Origin of the sequence: Collinsella sp. 1033st1_E11_1033SCRN_220408, assembly GCF_039062465.1 — a bacterium.
In the GTDB taxonomy this organism is placed as follows: Bacteria; Actinomycetota; Coriobacteriia; order Coriobacteriales; family Atopobiaceae; genus Parolsenella.
Genome location: NZ_JBCLNF010000008.1, coordinates 25,053 through 42,739, shown reverse-complemented (window position 1 = coordinate 42,739; position 17,687 = coordinate 25,053). Strand labels below are relative to the sequence as shown.

At 67.7% G+C, this 17,687-nt stretch carries 15 protein-coding genes; 10 read left to right on the top strand and 5 right to left on the bottom strand.

Annotated features, from left to right (window positions below; genetic code table 11):
- The first annotated feature begins 1 nt into the window (after window position 1).
- Window positions 2–1,021: a dTDP-glucose 4,6-dehydratase gene (gene rfbB / locus ABCN07_RS06675; RefSeq protein WP_343005941.1), complete on the top strand. Its 1,020-nt coding sequence runs from the start codon at window positions 2–4 to the stop codon at window positions 1,019–1,021.
- A 133-nt stretch (window positions 1,022–1,154) separates the two neighbouring features.
- Here the strand turns inward: rfbB and ABCN07_RS06670 are convergent, their stop codons facing one another.
- Entirely contained in the window at window positions 1,155–1,973 is an 819-nt protein-coding gene (locus ABCN07_RS06670; protein WP_343005940.1) for an MBL fold metallo-hydrolase, read from the bottom strand.
- Window positions 1,974–2,232: 259 nt separating this feature from the next.
- Here ABCN07_RS06670 and tilS point away from each other — a divergent pair, with 259 nt between their 5' ends.
- The 5 genes from tilS (at window position 2,233) to ABCN07_RS06645 (ending at window position 9,004) form a co-directional block, all read left to right on the top strand.
- Window positions 2,233–3,795: a tRNA lysidine(34) synthetase TilS gene (gene tilS / locus ABCN07_RS06665; RefSeq protein ID WP_343005939.1), complete on the top strand. Its 1,563-nt coding sequence runs from the start codon at window positions 2,233–2,235 to the stop codon at window positions 3,793–3,795.
- A gap of 233 nt (window positions 3,796–4,028) precedes the next feature.
- The gene (gene hpt, locus ABCN07_RS06660) at window positions 4,029–4,580 is read left to right on the top strand and encodes a hypoxanthine phosphoribosyltransferase (RefSeq protein ID WP_293837074.1); all 552 of its coding nucleotides are present in this window, start codon (window positions 4,029–4,031) and stop codon (window positions 4,578–4,580) included.
- A 1-nt stretch (window position 4,581) separates the two neighbouring features.
- Entirely contained in the window at window positions 4,582–6,687 is a 2,106-nt protein-coding gene (gene ftsH, locus ABCN07_RS06655; protein WP_343005938.1) for an ATP-dependent zinc metalloprotease FtsH, read from the top strand.
- A 312-nt stretch (window positions 6,688–6,999) separates the two neighbouring features.
- Entirely contained in the window at window positions 7,000–8,196 is a 1,197-nt protein-coding gene (locus ABCN07_RS06650) for a pyridoxal phosphate-dependent aminotransferase (RefSeq protein WP_343005937.1), read from the top strand.
- Window positions 8,197–8,206: 10 nt separating this feature from the next.
- A complete protein-coding gene (locus ABCN07_RS06645) occupies window positions 8,207–9,004 on the top strand; it encodes a phosphatase (protein ID WP_343005936.1) in 798 nt (265 codons plus the stop codon).
- A 156-nt stretch (window positions 9,005–9,160) separates the two neighbouring features.
- Here the strand turns inward: ABCN07_RS06645 and ABCN07_RS06640 are convergent, their stop codons facing one another.
- The gene (locus ABCN07_RS06640; protein ID WP_343005935.1) at window positions 9,161–9,991 is read right to left on the bottom strand and encodes an exodeoxyribonuclease III; all 831 of its coding nucleotides are present in this window, start codon (window positions 9,989–9,991) and stop codon (window positions 9,161–9,163) included.
- Window positions 9,992–10,309: 318 nt separating this feature from the next.
- Complete coding sequence (locus ABCN07_RS06635; protein ID WP_343005934.1) at window positions 10,310–11,314, bottom strand: patatin-like phospholipase family protein; 1,005 nt, start codon at window positions 11,312–11,314, stop codon at window positions 10,310–10,312.
- A gap of 169 nt (window positions 11,315–11,483) precedes the next feature.
- Here ABCN07_RS06635 and ABCN07_RS06630 point away from each other — a divergent pair, with 169 nt between their 5' ends.
- From ABCN07_RS06630 to ABCN07_RS06620, 3 genes are all read left to right on the top strand, one after another.
- Window positions 11,484–12,236: an NAD-dependent protein deacylase gene (locus ABCN07_RS06630; RefSeq protein ID WP_343005933.1), complete on the top strand. Its 753-nt coding sequence runs from the start codon at window positions 11,484–11,486 to the stop codon at window positions 12,234–12,236.
- Window positions 12,237–12,351: 115 nt separating this feature from the next.
- Complete coding sequence (gene folP, locus ABCN07_RS06625; RefSeq protein WP_343005932.1) at window positions 12,352–13,983, top strand: dihydropteroate synthase; 1,632 nt, start codon at window positions 12,352–12,354, stop codon at window positions 13,981–13,983.
- Window positions 13,974–14,825: a biotin--[acetyl-CoA-carboxylase] ligase gene (locus tag ABCN07_RS06620; protein WP_343005931.1), complete on the top strand. Its 852-nt coding sequence runs from the start codon at window positions 13,974–13,976 to the stop codon at window positions 14,823–14,825. The genes folP and ABCN07_RS06620 overlap by 10 nt, the downstream gene beginning before the upstream one ends.
- A 153-nt stretch (window positions 14,826–14,978) precedes the next feature.
- On the opposite strand, the gene ABCN07_RS06615 is transcribed toward ABCN07_RS06620, so the two are convergent.
- Complete coding sequence (locus ABCN07_RS06615; protein WP_343005930.1) at window positions 14,979–15,833, bottom strand: type III pantothenate kinase; 855 nt, start codon at window positions 15,831–15,833, stop codon at window positions 14,979–14,981.
- Between the two features lie 216 nt (window positions 15,834–16,049).
- Here ABCN07_RS06615 and rpmE point away from each other — a divergent pair, with 216 nt between their 5' ends.
- A complete protein-coding gene (rpmE, locus tag ABCN07_RS06610) occupies window positions 16,050–16,475 on the top strand; it encodes a 50S ribosomal protein L31 (protein WP_293815707.1) in 426 nt (141 codons plus the stop codon).
- A gap of 231 nt (window positions 16,476–16,706) precedes the next feature.
- Here rpmE and ABCN07_RS06605 read toward each other — a convergent pair whose 3' ends face one another.
- Window positions 16,707–17,687 carry a hypothetical protein gene (locus ABCN07_RS06605; protein ID WP_343005929.1) on the bottom strand — a complete coding sequence of 327 codons (981 nt, stop codon included), beginning with the start codon at window positions 17,685–17,687 and terminating at the stop codon, window positions 16,707–16,709.

Here is a 17,687-nt window from a genome sequence, read left to right as displayed (position 1 = left end):
GGTGGCAGAGACCTTCGAGCCCCACAACATCATCGTCACGGGCGGCTGCGGCTTCATCGGCAGCAACTTCGTGCACTACGTGGTGAACAACCACCCGGACGTGCACGTGACCGTGCTCGACAAGCTCACCTACGCGGGCAACCCCGAGAACATCGCGGGACTGCCGGCCGACCGCGTCGAGCTCGTCGTGGGCGACATCTGCGACGCGGCCCTGCTCGACGAGCTCGTGCCCGGGCACGACGCCATCGTCCACTACGCGGCGGAGTCCCACAACGACAACTCCATCGCGGACCCGGAGCCGTTCCTGCGCACCAACGTCGAGGGCACCTTCCGCCTGCTGGAGGCCGTGAGGAGGTACGGCGTCCGCTACCACCACGTGAGCACCGACGAGGTCTACGGCGACCTCGCGCTCGACGACCCGGCGCGCTTCACCGAGGAGACCCCGTACCACCCGAGCAGCCCGTACTCCTCCACCAAGGCGAGCTCCGACATGCTCGTCCGAGCCTGGACCCGCACCTACGGCCTGCGCACGACCATCTCCAACTGCTCGAACAACTACGGCCCCTACCAGCACGTGGAGAAGTTCATCCCCCGCCAGATCACCAACGTCATCGACGGCGAGCGCCCGAAGCTCTACGGCGGGGGCGAGAACGTTCGCGACTGGATCCACACCGAGGACCACTCCTCCGCCGTGTGGGACATCCTCACGAAGGGCCGCGTGGGGGAGACCTACCTCATCGGCGCGGGCGCCGAGCAGAACAACATCACGGTCCTGCGCATGATCCTCGAGGCCATGGGCAAGGACCCGGACGACTTCGACTGGGTGCGCGACCGCCCCGGTCACGACCACCGCTACGCCATCGACTCGACCAAGCTGCGGCGCGAGCTCGGCTGGGAGCCCAGGCACACGGACTTCGCCGAGGGCCTGCGCCAGACGATCGCTTGGTACGTGGCCAACGAGGCCTGGTGGCGTCCCGCGAAGGCGGCCACCGAGGCCAGGTATGCGAAACGGGGGCAGTAGGGGCTGGTGCCGATTCGCTTCCATTCAGGAGCTGCTAACGGAAGCGAATCGCATTTCACTTCCGTTAGCGAGGGCGTAAGGGAAGCGAATTAGCGCTTGGCGGCGTAGACGCCCCCCGGCGCGCTCGTCCCCGCTACCACACCGACATCGGGCGCGCTTGCGCTGCGGCGCAGATGGTGAGGCGGCCGTCCGCCGTGCGGGCTTCCGTGAAGGTAGAGTTCGCGGCCTTCGCGCCAACGGCGGCAGCAAGCGTGCGGACGGCGACGCTCGGGCGGTTGTTCTCCTCCGAGAGATGCATGGCAACGACGGTCTCCGTGTCCGGCCCGACGAGCTCGCGCAGCGCCGCCGCGGCCTGGTCGTTCGAGAGGTGGCCGTGGTCTCCCGCGACGCGCTGCTTGAGAAAGCCCGGGTAGGGGCCGGTTGCGAGCATGCGCGCGTCATGGTTGCTCTCGAGCGCAAGAACTCGCACGCCGGAGAGCAGCTCGAGCGCGCGATCTCCCAGCATGCCGGTGTCCGTGCAGAAGCCGAGGGAATCCGCGTCCTCGCCCGCGCCGCAGTCGAAGCGAAGGCCGAACGGGTCCGCCACGTCATGCGAGGTGGGGAAGGTGCGCACGCGCATGCCGCCCGCCTCGAACTCGTCTGCGTCCCCCACGAGCTCGAACGGCAGCTGCGCGAGGTACTTGCGCCCGCTTGCGGTGCCGGCCGTGGCGACGAGGCGGCCCTCGTACTTGTTGCAGAAGACGCTAAGGCCGCTCACGTGATCCGCGTGCTCGTGCGTGACGACGACGCAGCAGATGCGATTCATGTCGACGCCCAGCTCGTCCGCGCGGCGGAGGAGCTCCCTGCGCGAGAGGCCGTCGTCGATGAGGACGGAACCTGCCGGGCCCTCCACCACAGACGCATTGCCCTTCGAGCCGCTGGCTAGAACGTGAAGGTGCATCTGCGGCATCATCGGCGCGCTCCGTCTTGCATGTGAGGGTTCCTCTCGACGTAAACTTGACCCGTATAGGATACGCGCGATGGCTGACGTTAATGCGCGGCGACGGGCGCGGGCGTGTGCCGAGCGTGCGGCGACGGGCGCGGGCGGGCATCGAGCGGGCGCGTCGAGCGCGCGGCGCCGGCTGCCGAGCGGGCACGGGCGTCGAGCGAGCGCGTCGAGCGCGCAGCGCCGGCTGCCCGGGTCGTCGGCCAAAGCGCACGAGGGGAGTGTCATGACAAGTGTGAGCAGGAGATACGCGGCGGCGACGTCGCCCGTGCGCGCCGGCCGCGCAGATGCCGAGGCGGCGGGCCCCGTCGTCCTCATGGTCTCTGGTGGCGCGGACTCCACGGCCCTCCTTCTGCTCGCCGCGACGGACGAGCTCGACATCGATGACGGCCGTGGCCTCGCGCGCATCGCCCGCGAGCGCCTCCATGTGCTCCACGTGAACCACCAGCTCAGGGGTGACGCAGCGGATGGCGACGAGGCTTTCGTGCGCGAGCTCTGCGCCAGCCTCGGCGTTCCCGTCGAGGTCGTGCGGGTAGACGTCGCGGCGCTCGCGGCGGATCCTGCCACCGGCGACACCAACGTCGAGAACGTCGCGCGAGAGGTACGCTATGCCGCGGCGACGCGCCTGGCGAATCGCCTGTGCGAGGAGGCGGGCCTGCCCCGCTCCGTCGCGCGCATCCTCACGGCCCACACTGCCAATGACCGTGCGGAGACCTTCTTCATGCATGCCATCAAGGGCTCCGGTACGCAGGGGCTCTCGTCCATCCCGCGCCGGCGCAACCGCATCGTGCGCCCGCTGCTCGACCGCACGCACGAGGAGCTCTGCCGTCTCCTCCGCATGCGCGGCATCGCTTGGCGCGAGGACGCGACGAACGCCGACACCCGTTACCTGCGGTCCTTCGTGCGCCACGAGGTCGTGCCGCGGGCGCTCGAACGCAACCCGCGCCTCTTCGAGAGCATGGCTGCCACCTGCGAGATCCTCTCGGACGAGGACTCCTACCTCACGCAGGTCGCCTCGCGCGCGTTCCGCGCCCTCGAGCGCAGGCAGGAGGAGGGGCTCGTCGTGCTCGACGGCGCCCGCCTCGCCGCGGCGGACGTCGCCATCGCGCGCCGCGTCGTGCGCATGGCAGTGCTCGCGGCGTGCCCGGGTTGCCGCCTCGATTCGCGTCACGTCACTCGCGTGCTCGAGCTCGTGGCGGCGGGCGAGGGCTCTGCCACGTTGCCGGGCGGCGTCGACGCGCGCGTCTCGTACGGGATGCTCTTCGTGCGCGCCCGCGTGGCGCAGGCCAGTGTCGCCACCTCGGGCTGGATCGAGGTTCCCGCGCTCGAAGGGATGGCGGGCGCTTCGAGCGTGCTCGCGGCTCCCGGGCCCGAGGGTGCGCTTCTGCTTGCTGGCGGCACGCTGACGGCGCGTCTGCGCGAGGTCGCCCCGGGGAGTGACCCGGTAGCGCTCGCCCGTGCTCACGCCCGCGAGTGGGAGGGCGCGTCCGTGCTGCTCGACGCGGAGGCATGCGGGCTTGGCCCCCTCGGCGGCAGCCTCTGGGTCTCCTCGCCGGAGGTGGGCGAGGTACTTTGCCCACTGGGGATGCACGGTCAGTCGAAGAAGCTCTCCGACCTGCTGATCGACGCGAAGGTCCCCGCGGCGGAGCGTGCTGGCGTGCCCGTCGTGCGCGCCGGTGATGGCGGGCGGATCCTCTGGGTGGCACCCCTCCGCGCCGACGAGCGTGCCCGCGTGACCGACGCCTCCCGCGTCCTCCTCGAGCTCCGCCTCGTCCCCACGCGCCAGTGAGGCAGCTCGCACTGGCCACCAGAAAAAGGGACAGTCCCTTTTTCTGGTGACTGCGGCGGGGTTGACAAAGGGACTGTCCCTTTGTCAACTGATGGCGACCGCCTGCGCATCGTTTCCCGTGCCGTCCCGTTTATTGTCAGACGGGGCTGGTAGAATGGCAGTTCCCACCGTGAGCGCCGGCAAGCGGCGCCGTGGGGCAAATGAGGCGACCGGCCTCAGAGAGGAGCGCTCCCATGGAGCAAATCCATCCAGACGTCGAGAGCGTCGTGCTCTCCGAGCAGGACATCAAGGATATCGTCACCCGCATGGGCGCGGAGATCACGCGTGACTACGCAGGCAAGAACCCGCTGCTCATCGCCGTGCTTCGCGGCGCCGTCGTCTTTATGGGCGACGTCATGCGTGCGATCGACTGCGAGCTCGGCATCGACTTCATGGCCGTCTCGAGCTACGGCGATGGCGCCAAGAGCTCGGGCGTCGTCCGTATCGTGAAGGATCTCGACACCAAGATCGAGGGCCGCGACGTCCTCATCATCGAGGACATCCTCGATTCTGGCCTCACGCTGTCCTACCTCATGAAGAACCTGCGCTCGCGCAAGCCCGCCTCCCTCGAGATTGCGGCCTTCCTCGTGAAGGACGTCGAGGGTCAGACCGCCGCCGTCAAGCCGCGCTACGTGGGCGCGCACGTGCCTGACTCCTTCATCGTGGGCTATGGCCTCGACTTCGCCGAGCGCTACCGTAACCTGCCCTACATCGGAGTCCTCAAGCCGGAGGTTTACGGTAAGTAGCATGAGTGAGAACAACCAGAGCAACGGCCCTGAGCGCCCTGGCGCCCCGGTGCCTCCCGGCACGCCCAATCCTGGCGACCAGCGCCGCGGCATCGTCTACACCATCCTGACGCTCGCGCTTATCGGCTACATCGTCTTCTCCTTCATGCCGGGCTTCATGTCCGGTCAGGCGGGCGCTGCGGAGCTCCCCACGAATGACGTCGTCACCGCCATCAAGGAGGATCGCGTCGATAACCTCACGTATCGCGCGGCGTCGGGTGAGCTTGCCGGTGAGTACTGGGCCAACAAGCAGGATGTCGGCGATGATTCCAAGCTCGTCGCCTTCAAGAGCTCCTACGTTGGCTCCGACTCCCTGTCTGAGCTCATGGAGGAGCACCCCGGCACCACCTACGTGGTGGATACCTCGAACGATGACTGGATCGAGACCCTTCTGTTCACCGTCCTCCCGACGCTGATCATGGTTGCCGTCTTCGTCTACTTTATGCGCGGCATGCAGAACCAGAACGGTCGCGCCATGGGCTTTGGCAAGACCAAGGCGAAGACGACGGAGCAGACGCGCCCCAAGGTCAAGTTCGCCGACGTCGCCGGTGTGGACGAGGCCGTTGAGGAGCTCAGGGAGATTCGCGACTTCCTCGCCGAGCCCGAGCGCTTCCAGAAGATGGGCGCCAAGATCCCCCGCGGCGTGCTGCTCGTCGGCCCTCCGGGTACGGGCAAGACGCTGCTTGCCAAGGCCGTCGCCGGCGAGGCGGGCGTGCCGTTCTTCTCCATCTCCGGCTCTGACTTCGTGGAGATGTTCGTGGGTGTTGGCGCGAGTCGCGTCCGCGACCTCTTCAAGCAGGCCAAGGCCGCGAGCCCCAGCATCATCTTTATCGACGAGATCGACGCCGTCGGCCGTCAGCGTGGCGCTGGTCTCGGCGGTGGCCATGACGAGCGCGAGCAGACGCTCAACCAGCTCCTCGTCGAGATGGACGGCTTCGAGGCAAACGACGCGGTGATTCTCATCGCCGCCACCAACCGCCCGGACATCCTCGACCCGGCGCTGCTGCGCCCCGGCCGCTTCGACCGCCAGGTCACGGTCGACCGTCCGGATGTTCTCGGTCGCGAGCGCATCCTCCGCGTTCACGCGGAGAACAAGCCGCTCGCCCCGGACGTCGACTTCAAGCGCCTCGCCCAGCTCACTCCGGGCTTCACCGGCGCGGACCTCATGAACCTCATGAACGAGAGCGCCCTTCTCGCTGCCCGCTGCAACAAGCCCCAGATCACCATGGCCGAGGTCGAGGAGGCAATGGAGCGCGTCATCGCCGGCCCCGAGCGCAAGAGTCGCGTCATGACGGCGGAGGAGCGCAAGACCATCGCCTACCACGAGAGCGGACACGCCCTTGTCGGCCACATCCTCGACAACGCGGATCCGGTGCACAAGATCTCGATCATCGCGCGTGGCCAGGCCCTGGGCTACACGCTCTCGCTTCCGGAGGAGGACCACTTCCTCAACACGCGCAACGGCATGCTCGATCAGATCGCCGTGCTGCTGGGTGGCCGCACTGCGGAGGAGCTCTTCTGCAACGACATCACCACCGGTGCCAGCAATGACCTCGAGCGTGCCACGAAGATCGCGCGCCAGATGGTCACGCGCCTGGGCATGAGCGAGGAGTTGGGTACGCAGGTGTTTGGCGAGGCGCAGCACGAGGTCTTCCTCGGCCGCGACTACGCGGATCACCAGGACTACTCGGCTGAGACTGCCAAGCGCATCGACGACGAGGTTGAGCGCATCATGCGTGAGGCCCACGACCGCGCTCGCGCCGTGCTCGAGGCCCGTCGCGACCAGATGGACACGATGGCCGAGGTGCTCCTTTCCCGTGAGACCGTCGAGGGCGAGGCCGTGAAGGCCCTGCTCGACAACGAGTGGGACAACTACCTGGAGGCTCACCCGGAGGAGACCGCCGGCAAGCAGGCTGCTCCTGGCGAGGTCGACGAGGCCGCGGCCGCAGAGGCCGCTGCGGCAGCCCATGCCGCCCTTGCCGCCGAGGCTGGTGACGCCGCGGATGATGCCGCATCTGCGACGGAGCCCCCCGCCGGCGAGATGTCAACGCAAGCTAGTCACGGCTAGGCAAACAAGATCCGTCCGAGGGGTGGCGCGCAGTTCGGATTGCGTGCCGCCCCTTTTTGCGCGCCGGCTCTCTTGCGTGCCGGCCGATTTGTGCGGTGGCTCCGCGGCGGCCCTCTTGCGCGGCGGTTTGCCCTCGGCGCTGGGCCGGGCACCTCTCCGCGCCGTCCCCGCGGCGGCCCGTGTTCGCTCGTCGCCGTCATATGTAGCGCTGCTGTAACCCAGCGCTGCCATCGGAGGGATAGAATGCGACATAGCGCGCTGCTACCCGGCCCACGCTGACACGACAAGCCAATCGCGATCGAGGGGGACGATATGATCAACGAGACGATGTACGGCTATGGGGCGTCCAAGAGCTCAATCCGAGACATTGCGGCCTATGCCGCCGTGCGCAAGGCCGAGATTGGCGTCGAGAACGTCTTCGACTTCAGCCTGGGCAACCCGAGCGTGCCCGCTCCCGCCGCCGTCGCTGAGTCGCTCAAGCGCTCCACGGAGCTCCCGCCCGTTCAGGTCCACGGCTACACGCCGGCAAACGGCCTGCCCGCCTGCCGCGAGGCCGTCGCTGCCTCCCTCACCCGTCGCTTCTCCGCTGAGATGGGCGACGCGCCCGTCGCTGCGGCCGACGACCTCTACCTCACCTGCGGTGCCGCCGCGTCCCTCTCCATAACGCTGCACTCCGTGACCAACCCCGGCGACGAGGTCATCGTCATCGCCCCGTACTTCCCGGAGTACCGCGTCTGGATCGAGACCTGCGGCTGCACTTGCGTCGAGGTCATGGCGGATCCCGCGACCTTCCAGGTTGACGCCGATGCCGTCTCCGCCGCCATCACCGAGCACACCGCCGCCGTGATCATCGACTCGCCCAACAACCCCACCGGTGCCGTCTATACGCGCGAGACGCTCGAGAAGCTCGCCGACGTGCTCGAGGCTTGCGGCGAGGAGCTGGGTCACCCCATCTACCTCATCTCCGACGAGCCCTATCGCGAGATCACCTATGGTGTCGAGGTGCCGTGGGTGCCGGCCATCTACGCTCGCACTATTGTCTGCTACAGCTACTCCAAGAGCCTGTCGCTGCCGGGCGAGCGCATCGGCTGGGTGCTCGTGCCGCCCACCAACCCCGAGCACGACCGCCTCGTCCTCACCATTGCCGGCGCGGGCCGCACGCTGGGCTTCGTCTGCGCGCCGGCCATCTTCCAGCGCGTGGTGACTGATTGCGTCGACGAGCCGAGCGACGTCGCCGCCTATGCCGAGAACCGCGCTGCCCTCACGGAGGGCCTCGCCGCGGCCGGCTTCGAGTACGTCGAGCCGGACGGTGCCTTCTACCTCTGGGTCAAGGCTCTCGAGCCCGACGCCGGGGCGTTCTTCGAGCGTGCGAAGGCCCACGAGTTGCTGCCCGTCCCGTCCGATTCCTTCGGCTGCCCCGGTTGGGTTCGCGTAAGCTATTGCGTGAGTCACGACCTGATCGTCAACTCGCTGCCCGCCTGGAAGGCGCTGGCGGCGGAGTACAAGTAGGAAGGTGCCCATGCTCACTAACCGCTGCGACGTTCACACCCACACGCTCTTCTCCCGCCACGCGTACTCGACCATTCGCGAGAACGTCCTCGCCGCCGCCGAGCAGGGCGTCGAGGTACTGGGAGACACGGAGCACTTCAGCTGCATGCTCTTCCCCGAGCAGCGCATGCGCGACTTCCAGTTCTTCTTCAACTTCGGTGCGTGGCCCAAGGTCTGGGAGGGCGTGCGCCTCATGCATGGCTGTGAGGCGGACATCGTCGACCTCGACGGTCGCCTGTTTGGCTATGACATCCCGGTTGACATGGAGATCAACGGCGCGCCCCTCGCCGAGGTCACGACCCTCAAGGAGAGGGTCTTCTCTGATTGCGACTACGTGATCGCAAGCGTTCACGACCGCTCCTTCACGCGTGAATCGGGAACTGTCGCGGGTACGCAGATGTACCTGAATGCCCTGCATGACCCCAAGGTCCTCATCCTCGGACACATCGGCCGCTCCGGTGTGGACTTCGACGTGCGAGAGGTTGTCGCCGAGGCGGCGCGCCTGGGCAAGCTGATCGAGATCAACGCCCACAGCCTCGAGTTCAAGCGCGAGGCCGTGACCACCTCTTGCCGCAAGATTGCGGAGACCTGCGCTGAGCTGGGCTGCAAGATCGCCGTCAGCACGGATGCCCACATCTGCTGCTCCATCGGCAAGTTCGAGCCGGCGCTCGAGGTTCTCGATGAGATTCACTTCCCGCAGGAGCTCATCGCCACGACCAACGCCGAGACCTTCAGCGCCGCGATGGTCGCTGCGGGCCTGGGGGAGTAGAGAGGTCGATAGAAGCCCTCGCCGCCGGAGTTGGCGGGGGCGGCTTGTCGCATATAACGTCAGCCGGCGGGGACGCCGCACGCGAAGCGAGGGTTTTCCGAAGGCACCCGAGCGCAGCGTACGGCGTCCCCGCCGGTATTCATTTGGGAGGCGCCGCTACCCCAGCTCGATCGTGAGCTCGACGGGGCAGTGGTCGCTTCCGTAGACCTCGGAGAGGATCGAGGCGCCGGTCACGCGGTCTGCCACGTCGTCGCTCACGAGGAAGTAGTCGATGCGCCAGCCCGCGTTGTTCTTGCGGGCGTTGAAGCGGTAGCTCCACCAGCTATACGCGCCGGTGAGCTCGGGGAATCTTGCGCGGAAGGTGTCGGTGAAGCCGGCGTCGAGCAGGCGCGTGAAGGACTCGCGCTCCTCGTCCGAGAAGCCGGCGTTGCCGCGGTTGGGGCCGGGATTCTTGAGGTCGATCTCCTCGTGCGCCACGTTGAAGTCGCCACAGGTGACCACGGGTTTCTCGGCGGCGAGGCGGCGGAGGAACTCGCGATAGGCGGTGTCCCACGCGAGGCGCGTGTCGATGCGCGCGAGCTCGCCCTGCGCGTTGGGCGTGTAGACGTCCACGAACCAATACTCCGGGAACTCGAGCGCACAGACGCGGCCCTCGGTCGCGGCGACGGCGACGAGCTCCTCGTCTTTCGCGGAGAGGACCTCGTGCGCAATGGGGAGAAGGGCGTCCGCGCGAAGGACTTGGAGCGGCTCCTCTCGACTGAAGACCGCGGTGCCGGAGTAGCCCTTGCGCTCTGCGTAGCTCCAGGTCTGGTGGTAGCCGGGGAGGTCGAGCTCGATCTGGCCGGCCTGTAGCTTCGTCTCCTGGATGGCGAAGACGTCCGCCGCCGTATCCTCGACGACCTGGGTGAAACTCGGGTCCTTCTTCATGACGGCGCGAAGGCCGTTGACGTTCCAAGAAACGAGCCTGAGCTCGCGGGCGTTTGGCATGGGTCCTCCAAAGTTGTTGCGTGCAGGAGGATTGTAGCCCAGGGCCGGCGCGGAAGGCCGGCGACGAGCATCGCGCAGGCTGCTCCGGCGCCGAGGCGGGCGTCCTGCGGGCGACCAGCGGACTGACCTCGGCGTCGAGACATGCGTTTTTTCGAGTTATGGGGTCCCAATCGCCGCTATAACTCGAATTTCCGCATGTCTCGGCGAGCTGTGGGGCGGCGAGCCGTGGGCCGATGAGCCGAGGGCCGATGAGCCGAGGGCCGGCGAGCTGCGGACGGCAAGTCGCGGGCGCTTCCGTGGTTCGGCGTCGAGCGGCGGCTAACGCTTCAGCCACTCCAACCAGCCGTCCATCTCGCGTTCTGCCAGGGCGTGGCCCTGGTCGAAGACAGCGCGGAGGCGCTCGACGTTCGTCTCGGTGTTCTGGATGGGCATGCTCTCCGGCCGTACGACGAGGGCGCGGCCCTCGCGCTCGAGATCGGCCAGGTGGTCGAGCGCCGCGTTGTAGCGCTCCGCGCGCGTGGCGAGGGCTTCGAAGACGTGGGACTGCCCGGCACAGACGCGGCGCATAATGCCGCGGGTGCCGTGGCCCATGGGCTCCTTGCGGTAGCCGGCAGGGCGCGTCGCGACGAAGAAGAAGCGCTCGAAGCCGTCCTCCTCCGCCATGTGCAGCGGAATCCCCGCGCCCGTGCCTAGCCCGCCGTCGAGCATGACCTGGCCGCCCACCTCGATGGGCTTCATGATAAACGGCATGGTGGAGCTCGCGCGGACGAGGCTCGCCATGCCCACGCGCGAGCTCATGTCATCGCGCGTCCAGGTGATGGTGCGGCCCGTGTCGCGCTCGAAGGCCTGGATGCGGAGCTGCGCGGGGTTCGCGCGGAAGGTGTCCCAGTCAAACGGCAGCGTACCGTCCTGGATGGCGCGCTCGTAGAGGAAGTCCGCGTTGAAGAAGCCGTTGCGGCGCATGAGCGAGCCGATGCCGCCGAAGCGCTCGTCTCCGGCGATGTCGACGAAAGCCTGGCGCGTGCGATCCGCATCGCGCGAGAGGTAGTTGACCGCGTTGGAGGAGCCGGCAGAGAGCCCGCAGACGTAGGGGAACCACACCTCGTGCTCGATGAGCGCGGCCACGATGCCGGCGGTGTGTGCGGCGCGCATGCCACCGCCCTCCAGCACGAGCGCCACGCCGGAAACGTTAGCGGGGGCGACTGCCGGGGTGGGCTGCACGGCTTCGGGAGTGTTGGCGGGGGCGACTGCCGGGGTGGGCTGCACGACCCCGGAAGCGTTGGGCGGAGCCACTGCCTCGGAAGGTGTGTTGGTTGGCTCCATGTTGCCCCTTTCTCGTCCTGGCGGTCTATGGCACTTTAGCACGACGGAGTGAAGAGGTTCTGATCTGCCCATGCGTCCGGCCGCCCGGCACCCGGCCACCCCGGCACCCGGCCGTTTGCCAAGGACTATGCTTGTACCGAAGTGACCGCGCTCGAGAATCGAGGCTCTCATGCCCATCACCATCACGGATCCTACCGAGGCCGCCGCCGAGCTCAAGGCGCGCGTCGAGCGTCACGAGCGCATTGTCTTCTTTGGTGGCGCGGGCGTCTCCACGGCTAGCGGCATTCCGGATTTCCGCAGCGTGGACGGCTTGTACAACCAGCAGTTCGACTACCCGCCGGAGACCATGCTCTCGCACGGCTTCTACGAGACCCATCCCGCCGAATTCTTCGAGTTCTATCGCACGAAGATGATCGCGCTGGGTGCCAAGCCTAACCAGGCACACCTCAAGCTCGCCGAGCTCGAGCGCGAGGGTAAGCTCACCGCCGTGGTGACTCAGAACATTGACGGCCTGCATCAGGCGGCGGGGTCGAAGAACGTGCTCGAGTTGCACGGCTCGGTCCATCGCAACATCTGTCAGCGTTGCGGCGCCACTTATTCTGCCGAATGGATCATGTCGCGCGAGCACGAGGACGAGCGCGGCGTCCCCGTCTGCCCCGAGTGCGGCGGCGCGATCAAGCCTGACGTTGTGCTCTACGGAGAAAGCCTCGATGACCGCGTGATTCACGACTCTGTGCGCGCAATTCAGCAGGCAGACATGCTGATCGTGGGAGGAACGAGCCTCGTAGTCTATCCCGCGGCAGGTCTGGTCGACTATTTCCTCGGCCAGGAGCTCGTGGTTGTGAACCGCGACCCCATTCCCGTGAGCTCGCGCGCCAGCGTCATCATCCAGGCCGATATCGCCAAGGCTTTTGACTTCTAGCGATTCCGGGGTGGTATCGTCACACCTTCCCGTTGTGTGTTGGGTTTCCGCGCGACGGCGCGAAATCTGCCCGCCCGCTACAATCGAGAGAGCTAATCACGACGGAGAGGTGCCTATGCTTCGAGAAGACCAGATGACCTGGCGCTGCGGAAAACACGAGATATCGCTCGCACGCCCGCGCATTATGGGCGTGCTCAACGTGACGCCCGACTCCTTCTCGGACGGCGGCGCCCACGCCACGACCGCCGCTGCGATCGAGTGGGGCCTTCGCATGCTCGACGAGGGCGCGGATATCATCGATGTCGGCGGCGAGTCGACGGGCCCCGGCTTTACCGCGGTCTCTCCGGACGAGGAGGGCAAGCGCGTGATCCCCGTGATCCGCGCGCTGGTCGATGCGGGTGCCATCGTCTCGATTGACACGCGTCACCCCGAGGTCGCGCGCTTGGCGGTCAAGCTCGGCGCCTCCATCATCAACGACGTGACCGGCTTCACCAACCCCGAGATGGTGCGCGTCGCCCAGGAGAGCGACTGCGGCTGCATCGTCATGCACGCTGGCGAGGTCTCCGAGCGCGCACCGCGCCAGACCGTCACGCTTGACTCCACCGCCGCCGCCCGAGCTGCCGCCGCTGGCATCACGGGCACCGCCTCCGGCGTGTCGACCCTGCCCAGCGCCCCCACCGGCGCCGCCGCAAACGCCAAGTCTGCCGATATCGCTGCAGCTAGCTCACCCGATGAACCCACTGCTGCCGAGCGCGCGGACGCCGCCGCGGCCGAGCGTCTCGACGAGGTCATGCGTCGCAGTGCCCGCGGCGTGACGAGCACGTCCGTCGCCCTGGCGGGAGGCAACCGCCGCTTCACCCTGCCGGAGGAGGCGCCCATCATGCGCCGCGTCATGGGCTTCCTTGGCGACCAGGCCCGCGAGCTCATGCGCGCCGGCGTTGCCCGCGACCGCATCTGCATCGATCCTGGCCCCGGCTTCGGTAAGCTCGCGGATGAGGATGTCGTCATCCAGCGCGCCTGCGCCAAGATGGTCTCTATGGGCTATCCCGTGCTTTGCGCCGTCTCGCGCAAGCGCTTCGTGGGCGCCGTCTCCGGCGTGACGGAGGCTCCCGCGCGCGACGCGGCGACCGCCGGCGTCTGCATCGCCGCCGTGGCGGCGGGCGCCCGTGTTCTGCGCGTCCATGACGTGGCGGGCGTCTCGCAGGCGCTTGACTCGTACTGGGCCATCGCCCATCCGGATCCGCGCCGCGCGTTCGTGGCGCTGGGCTCGAACGTTGGCGACCGCGTCGAGTACCTCGCCCGTGCCTGCGAGCTCATCAACGCCATCCCGCTCACGTGCGTCACCGGCGTGAGCCACGCCTACGAGACGGACCCCGCCTACGGCATCGCGCTTCCCGTCGCCAATGCCGTCGCTGAGATAAAGACCGAGCTCGCGCCCCTCGTCCTGCTCGACGCGCTCATGGGCGTGGAGAAGCAGCTCGGCCGCAAGCGCGTTCCCGGACAGGAGGGCCACGGCCCCCGCACCATCGACTGCGACCTCCTCTGGATGGAGGGGGAGACCCACGCCGGCCGCAAGCTCGCCCTACCGCACCCGCTTCTGGGCGAGCGCGACTTCGTGCTCGTGCCGATGGAGGATCTCATGCACGATCCCGTCCGCTTCCTCACGCATGCGGGCATTTCAATCAAGCCGCGCGAGGAGCGTGTGGGCCTCGTTCGCGCTGACCTGGGAGAGATTTCATGGGAGTAACTGAGTCAGAGGGCGCCAATCGCGTCAATAAGGCCCCTGAGCTGCAAATCGTTGCCAGCACGGGATCGACGAACGACGATGTCATGGAGCTGGGCCGTGGCTCTGCCCCGCACGGCGCCTGCGTCGCCGCCCACGAGCAAACCGCTGGTCGCGGCCGCCGTGGCCACGGTTGGGGCTCTCCCTCGACGGGCCTCTACCTCTCCGTGCTTCTCCGTCCGGACGTCCCGATGAGCCACTACATGGGCATCTCGGCCGTGTGTGGCATGGGCGTGCTCGACGCGCTGCGCTCCCTTGGTGCCACTCGCGCGGCCCTCAAGTGGCCAAACGACGTGGTGGTTTCTGCCGCGGACGCCTCCGTCCCCGATCGCAAGCTCGCGGGAATCCTCGTCGAGGCAGGCACGGGCGACTCCGGCATGTTCGCGGTCTGTGGCATCGGCGTGAACCTCGAGCGTCCGGTGCTCGAGGGTGACATGGGCAGCGTTAATCCGCTCGCGCCCGCAGGCATTGCGGACGCAATGGCCGAGGGCGCCGAGGTCCCCGGCTTCGACGAGCTTGCGCAGGCCATCCGCGACGCCGTGGTGGCTCGCGCGGATGCCTGGGCTGCCGCCGTGAACTCGGGCTATGCCGTGGCAGGCCCGCTGGCGCCCGTGCTCTCGGAGTACTTCGACGCGCTTCCGCTCATGGGCGCACGCGTCGACGTGGTCTACCCCAACGGCAACGTCGCTGCGACGGGTGACTTCGTGGCCGTTGACGTTTGGGGGCGTGCGACCGTCCGCCTGGAGGACGGCCGCGAGGTCGTCGTCTCTAGCGAGCAGGCCAGCCTGCGCCGTGCCGCGAAGTAGGCGCCTGCCTAACCTCCAACAAACGCCTCGGGGCGGCTCCGCATCGTGCCGGAGCCGCCCCGCTTTTGTTCGCGCCATATGGTTCGCGCGCCACCGTCCGCGCGTGTCGTGTGGCAGTACGCCGCGTTGCACGTCCGCGCGCGCCGCTTGCCCCTACGCCTGGTGCGTGCTCCAAATGCGCCAGACTCCGCGCAGCGTGAGGTCCATGTCGACCGAGTCAAAGACGTCCGTCGCGCGTTCGATGACGCGCGAGAGGCCTCCCGTGGCGATGACGGGGCAGTCGAGAACCTCCTTGCGCGCCGCCTGAACCGCGTGCGCACGGTCCTCGTCGCTTCCCGCGAAGGAGGCCAGCGCCTCCCGCTCCGCCTCGTCGGCAAGCTGGTTCTTTATGCGACGGACGAGGCCTTCCGCCTGGGCGGCGACGCCCAACACAAGGCCAGACTGCAGCGCGTGCTCCGTCGTGTCGCCGATGGGCGCGGGCGGAACCTCGATGGGAATGGATGCGAGCTTGGCGGCGCGGTCGAACAGCGCGGTCGCGGAGAGCATGAGGCCCGGCGCGATGCATCCGCCGCGATAGCGACCGCGGAAATCCACCACGTCGATGTTCGTCGCGGTGCCAAAGTCCACGACGATCGCGGGCGAGCCATAGGCGGCACGCGCCTCGACGGCATTGGCGATGCGGTCCGCACCCACCTGCGTGGGGTAGGGCATGGAGATCTCCATGCAGCAGTCCGTGCTGCCATGGACGAGGTAAGGCCTGGTGCCGAAGGCGTCCGTGAGGGCCGCGTCCCACATCTTGGTGAGGATGGGCACGACGCTGGAAACAGCCGCCGCCTCGATACCGCCGAGCTCGTAGTCGCGCAGCGCAAGGAAGCTGCGGAGATGCGCGTGAAGCTCGTCAGAGGTGTCTGCGCGGTCCGTCTTGAGGCGCCAGCGCTGGCAGACGTTGCCATTCTCGAGCAGGCCGATGGTGGTCTGGGTGTTGCCTACGTCAATCGCGAGGAACATGGTTGCCCCTTTGCCGTGGCCGCGTGAAGTGGCGGCATCGTGGAGCTTGGCGTGTTTGGACGCTCAAACTCCAACAAATTCGTGACATGAAACAAGGCCCATGCTACCATTCAAAGGCTTGAAGCCTTGGTCGGAAACCAAGGCATCTCCGGACCATCCCCGGGGAGTTCCATTGCCTGGTTGGTAACCAGGCGCGAAGCAAGAAGGAGTCCTGCAATGAAGAAGGGTATCCACCCGGATTACGTCGAGTGCACCGTCCGCTGCAGCTGCGGCAACACTTGGACCACCCGCTCCACCGTCTCTTCCCTGACCGTCGACCTCTGCGACAAGTGCCACCCGTTCTACACCGGCCAGCAGAAGCTCGTTGACACCGGTGGACGCGTCCAGCGCTTCGCCGACAAGTTCGGTGGCGCCGCTGCCGCCCAGCTCGAGAAGGCCGCTGCCGCTAAGGCCGCCCGTGAGGCCAAGGCCGCCGAGGCCGAGGCTGCTCGCAAGGCCGCCGCTGAGGCCAAGGCCGCCGAGAAGGCCAAGCGTGCTGCTGAGTACGCCAAGAAGGCCGCTGCCGAGGCCGCCAAGGCTGAGGCCGAGGCTCCCGCCGAGGTCGCCGCTGAGGCCACCGAGACCGAGGCTGCCGCCGAGTAGCATTTCGCTCTCATAGCACGAATTAGCCCCGCATGGCATTGAGCCGTGCGGGGCTTTTTGTGTGCGCGGACGCTTGCGTCCTCGTTCGCGTGCGCGCCCTACATCCGCGCTCTCGCGGGACGTGGTGGCAAGCGCAAAAAAAGGCGGGGCGCCCATGTCAAGCGCCCCGCCTCGTTCGATTCTCTATGCAAGTTTGCCCGGAAGCGCCGCCGCCTCCACGTCAGCCGGGCTCTAGACCAGCTTCAGGTGCGGGCGATTGTCGCCCTCGCCGTGGTCGCAGCAATCGTCGCCGTGGCCTCCACAGCAGCAGCCACCCTCGCCATGGTCGTGGCCGCAGCAGCAGTCGCCCTCGCTGTGGTCGTGGCCTCCGTAGCACTCGCCTTCGCCGTGGCCGTGCTCGCCGCCGCAACAACCGCAGCAGCATCCGTCGTCCTCGGGGAAGGTCCAGTTCGCGCGCTCGGCGAGCATCTGTTCGACGCGCTTCTCGGCGTCCTCCGCGGTCTCGTGCTCGTAGGTGACCTCGGCCTCCGCCGCGAGGATATTCCTCACCTTCGTGCGGACGGCGACGCGCAAGAGGTCATCGAGCGCGTTGTGGGCGCGTGCGTCCTCGATGATCTGCTTCGCCATGGTAGGCGAAACCTCGAGCACGCCGGGCAGCTCGGACTCGTCGGCGACGATGGCATACTCGTCTGCGAAGGCGTCAAGCGCGGCCTCCTGGGTGGCGAGTTCAATCGCCTGGTTGGCGAGCATGGCCTGGAAGTCCTCCGGGCTCATGCCCATGCCGGAGAGGACGGCCTCGAGGGGCAGGCCCTGCTGCTGGGTGTACTGCTGGTAGCCCTGGATGAGACTGTCCGATGCCGTCTGGACGAGCTGGGCGGGGACGCTCTGCTCGAGGCGCTTGGCGAGCTCGGTGGCGCAGAGCGAGGCCTTGGAGAACTCCGAGTACGCCTGGTTCATGCGCTCCTGCTCGCTGCGGATCGCATCGCGCAGGGCGGAGAGGGACTCGATGCCCTCGAAGTGCTCGGCGACCCACTCGTCCGACGGCGCGTCCTCGCCCGCGTGGCCGCGAGAGCGCAGTGCACCGCTGAGCTCGGCCTCAACCTCGCGCTCGCTGACGTGGGGGACGGTGATGGTGACCTGGACGGGGTCGTACGAGGAGAGCGTGAAGTGATAGTGGCCCTCGATGAATAGGGGCTCGGGCTTGTTGGCCAT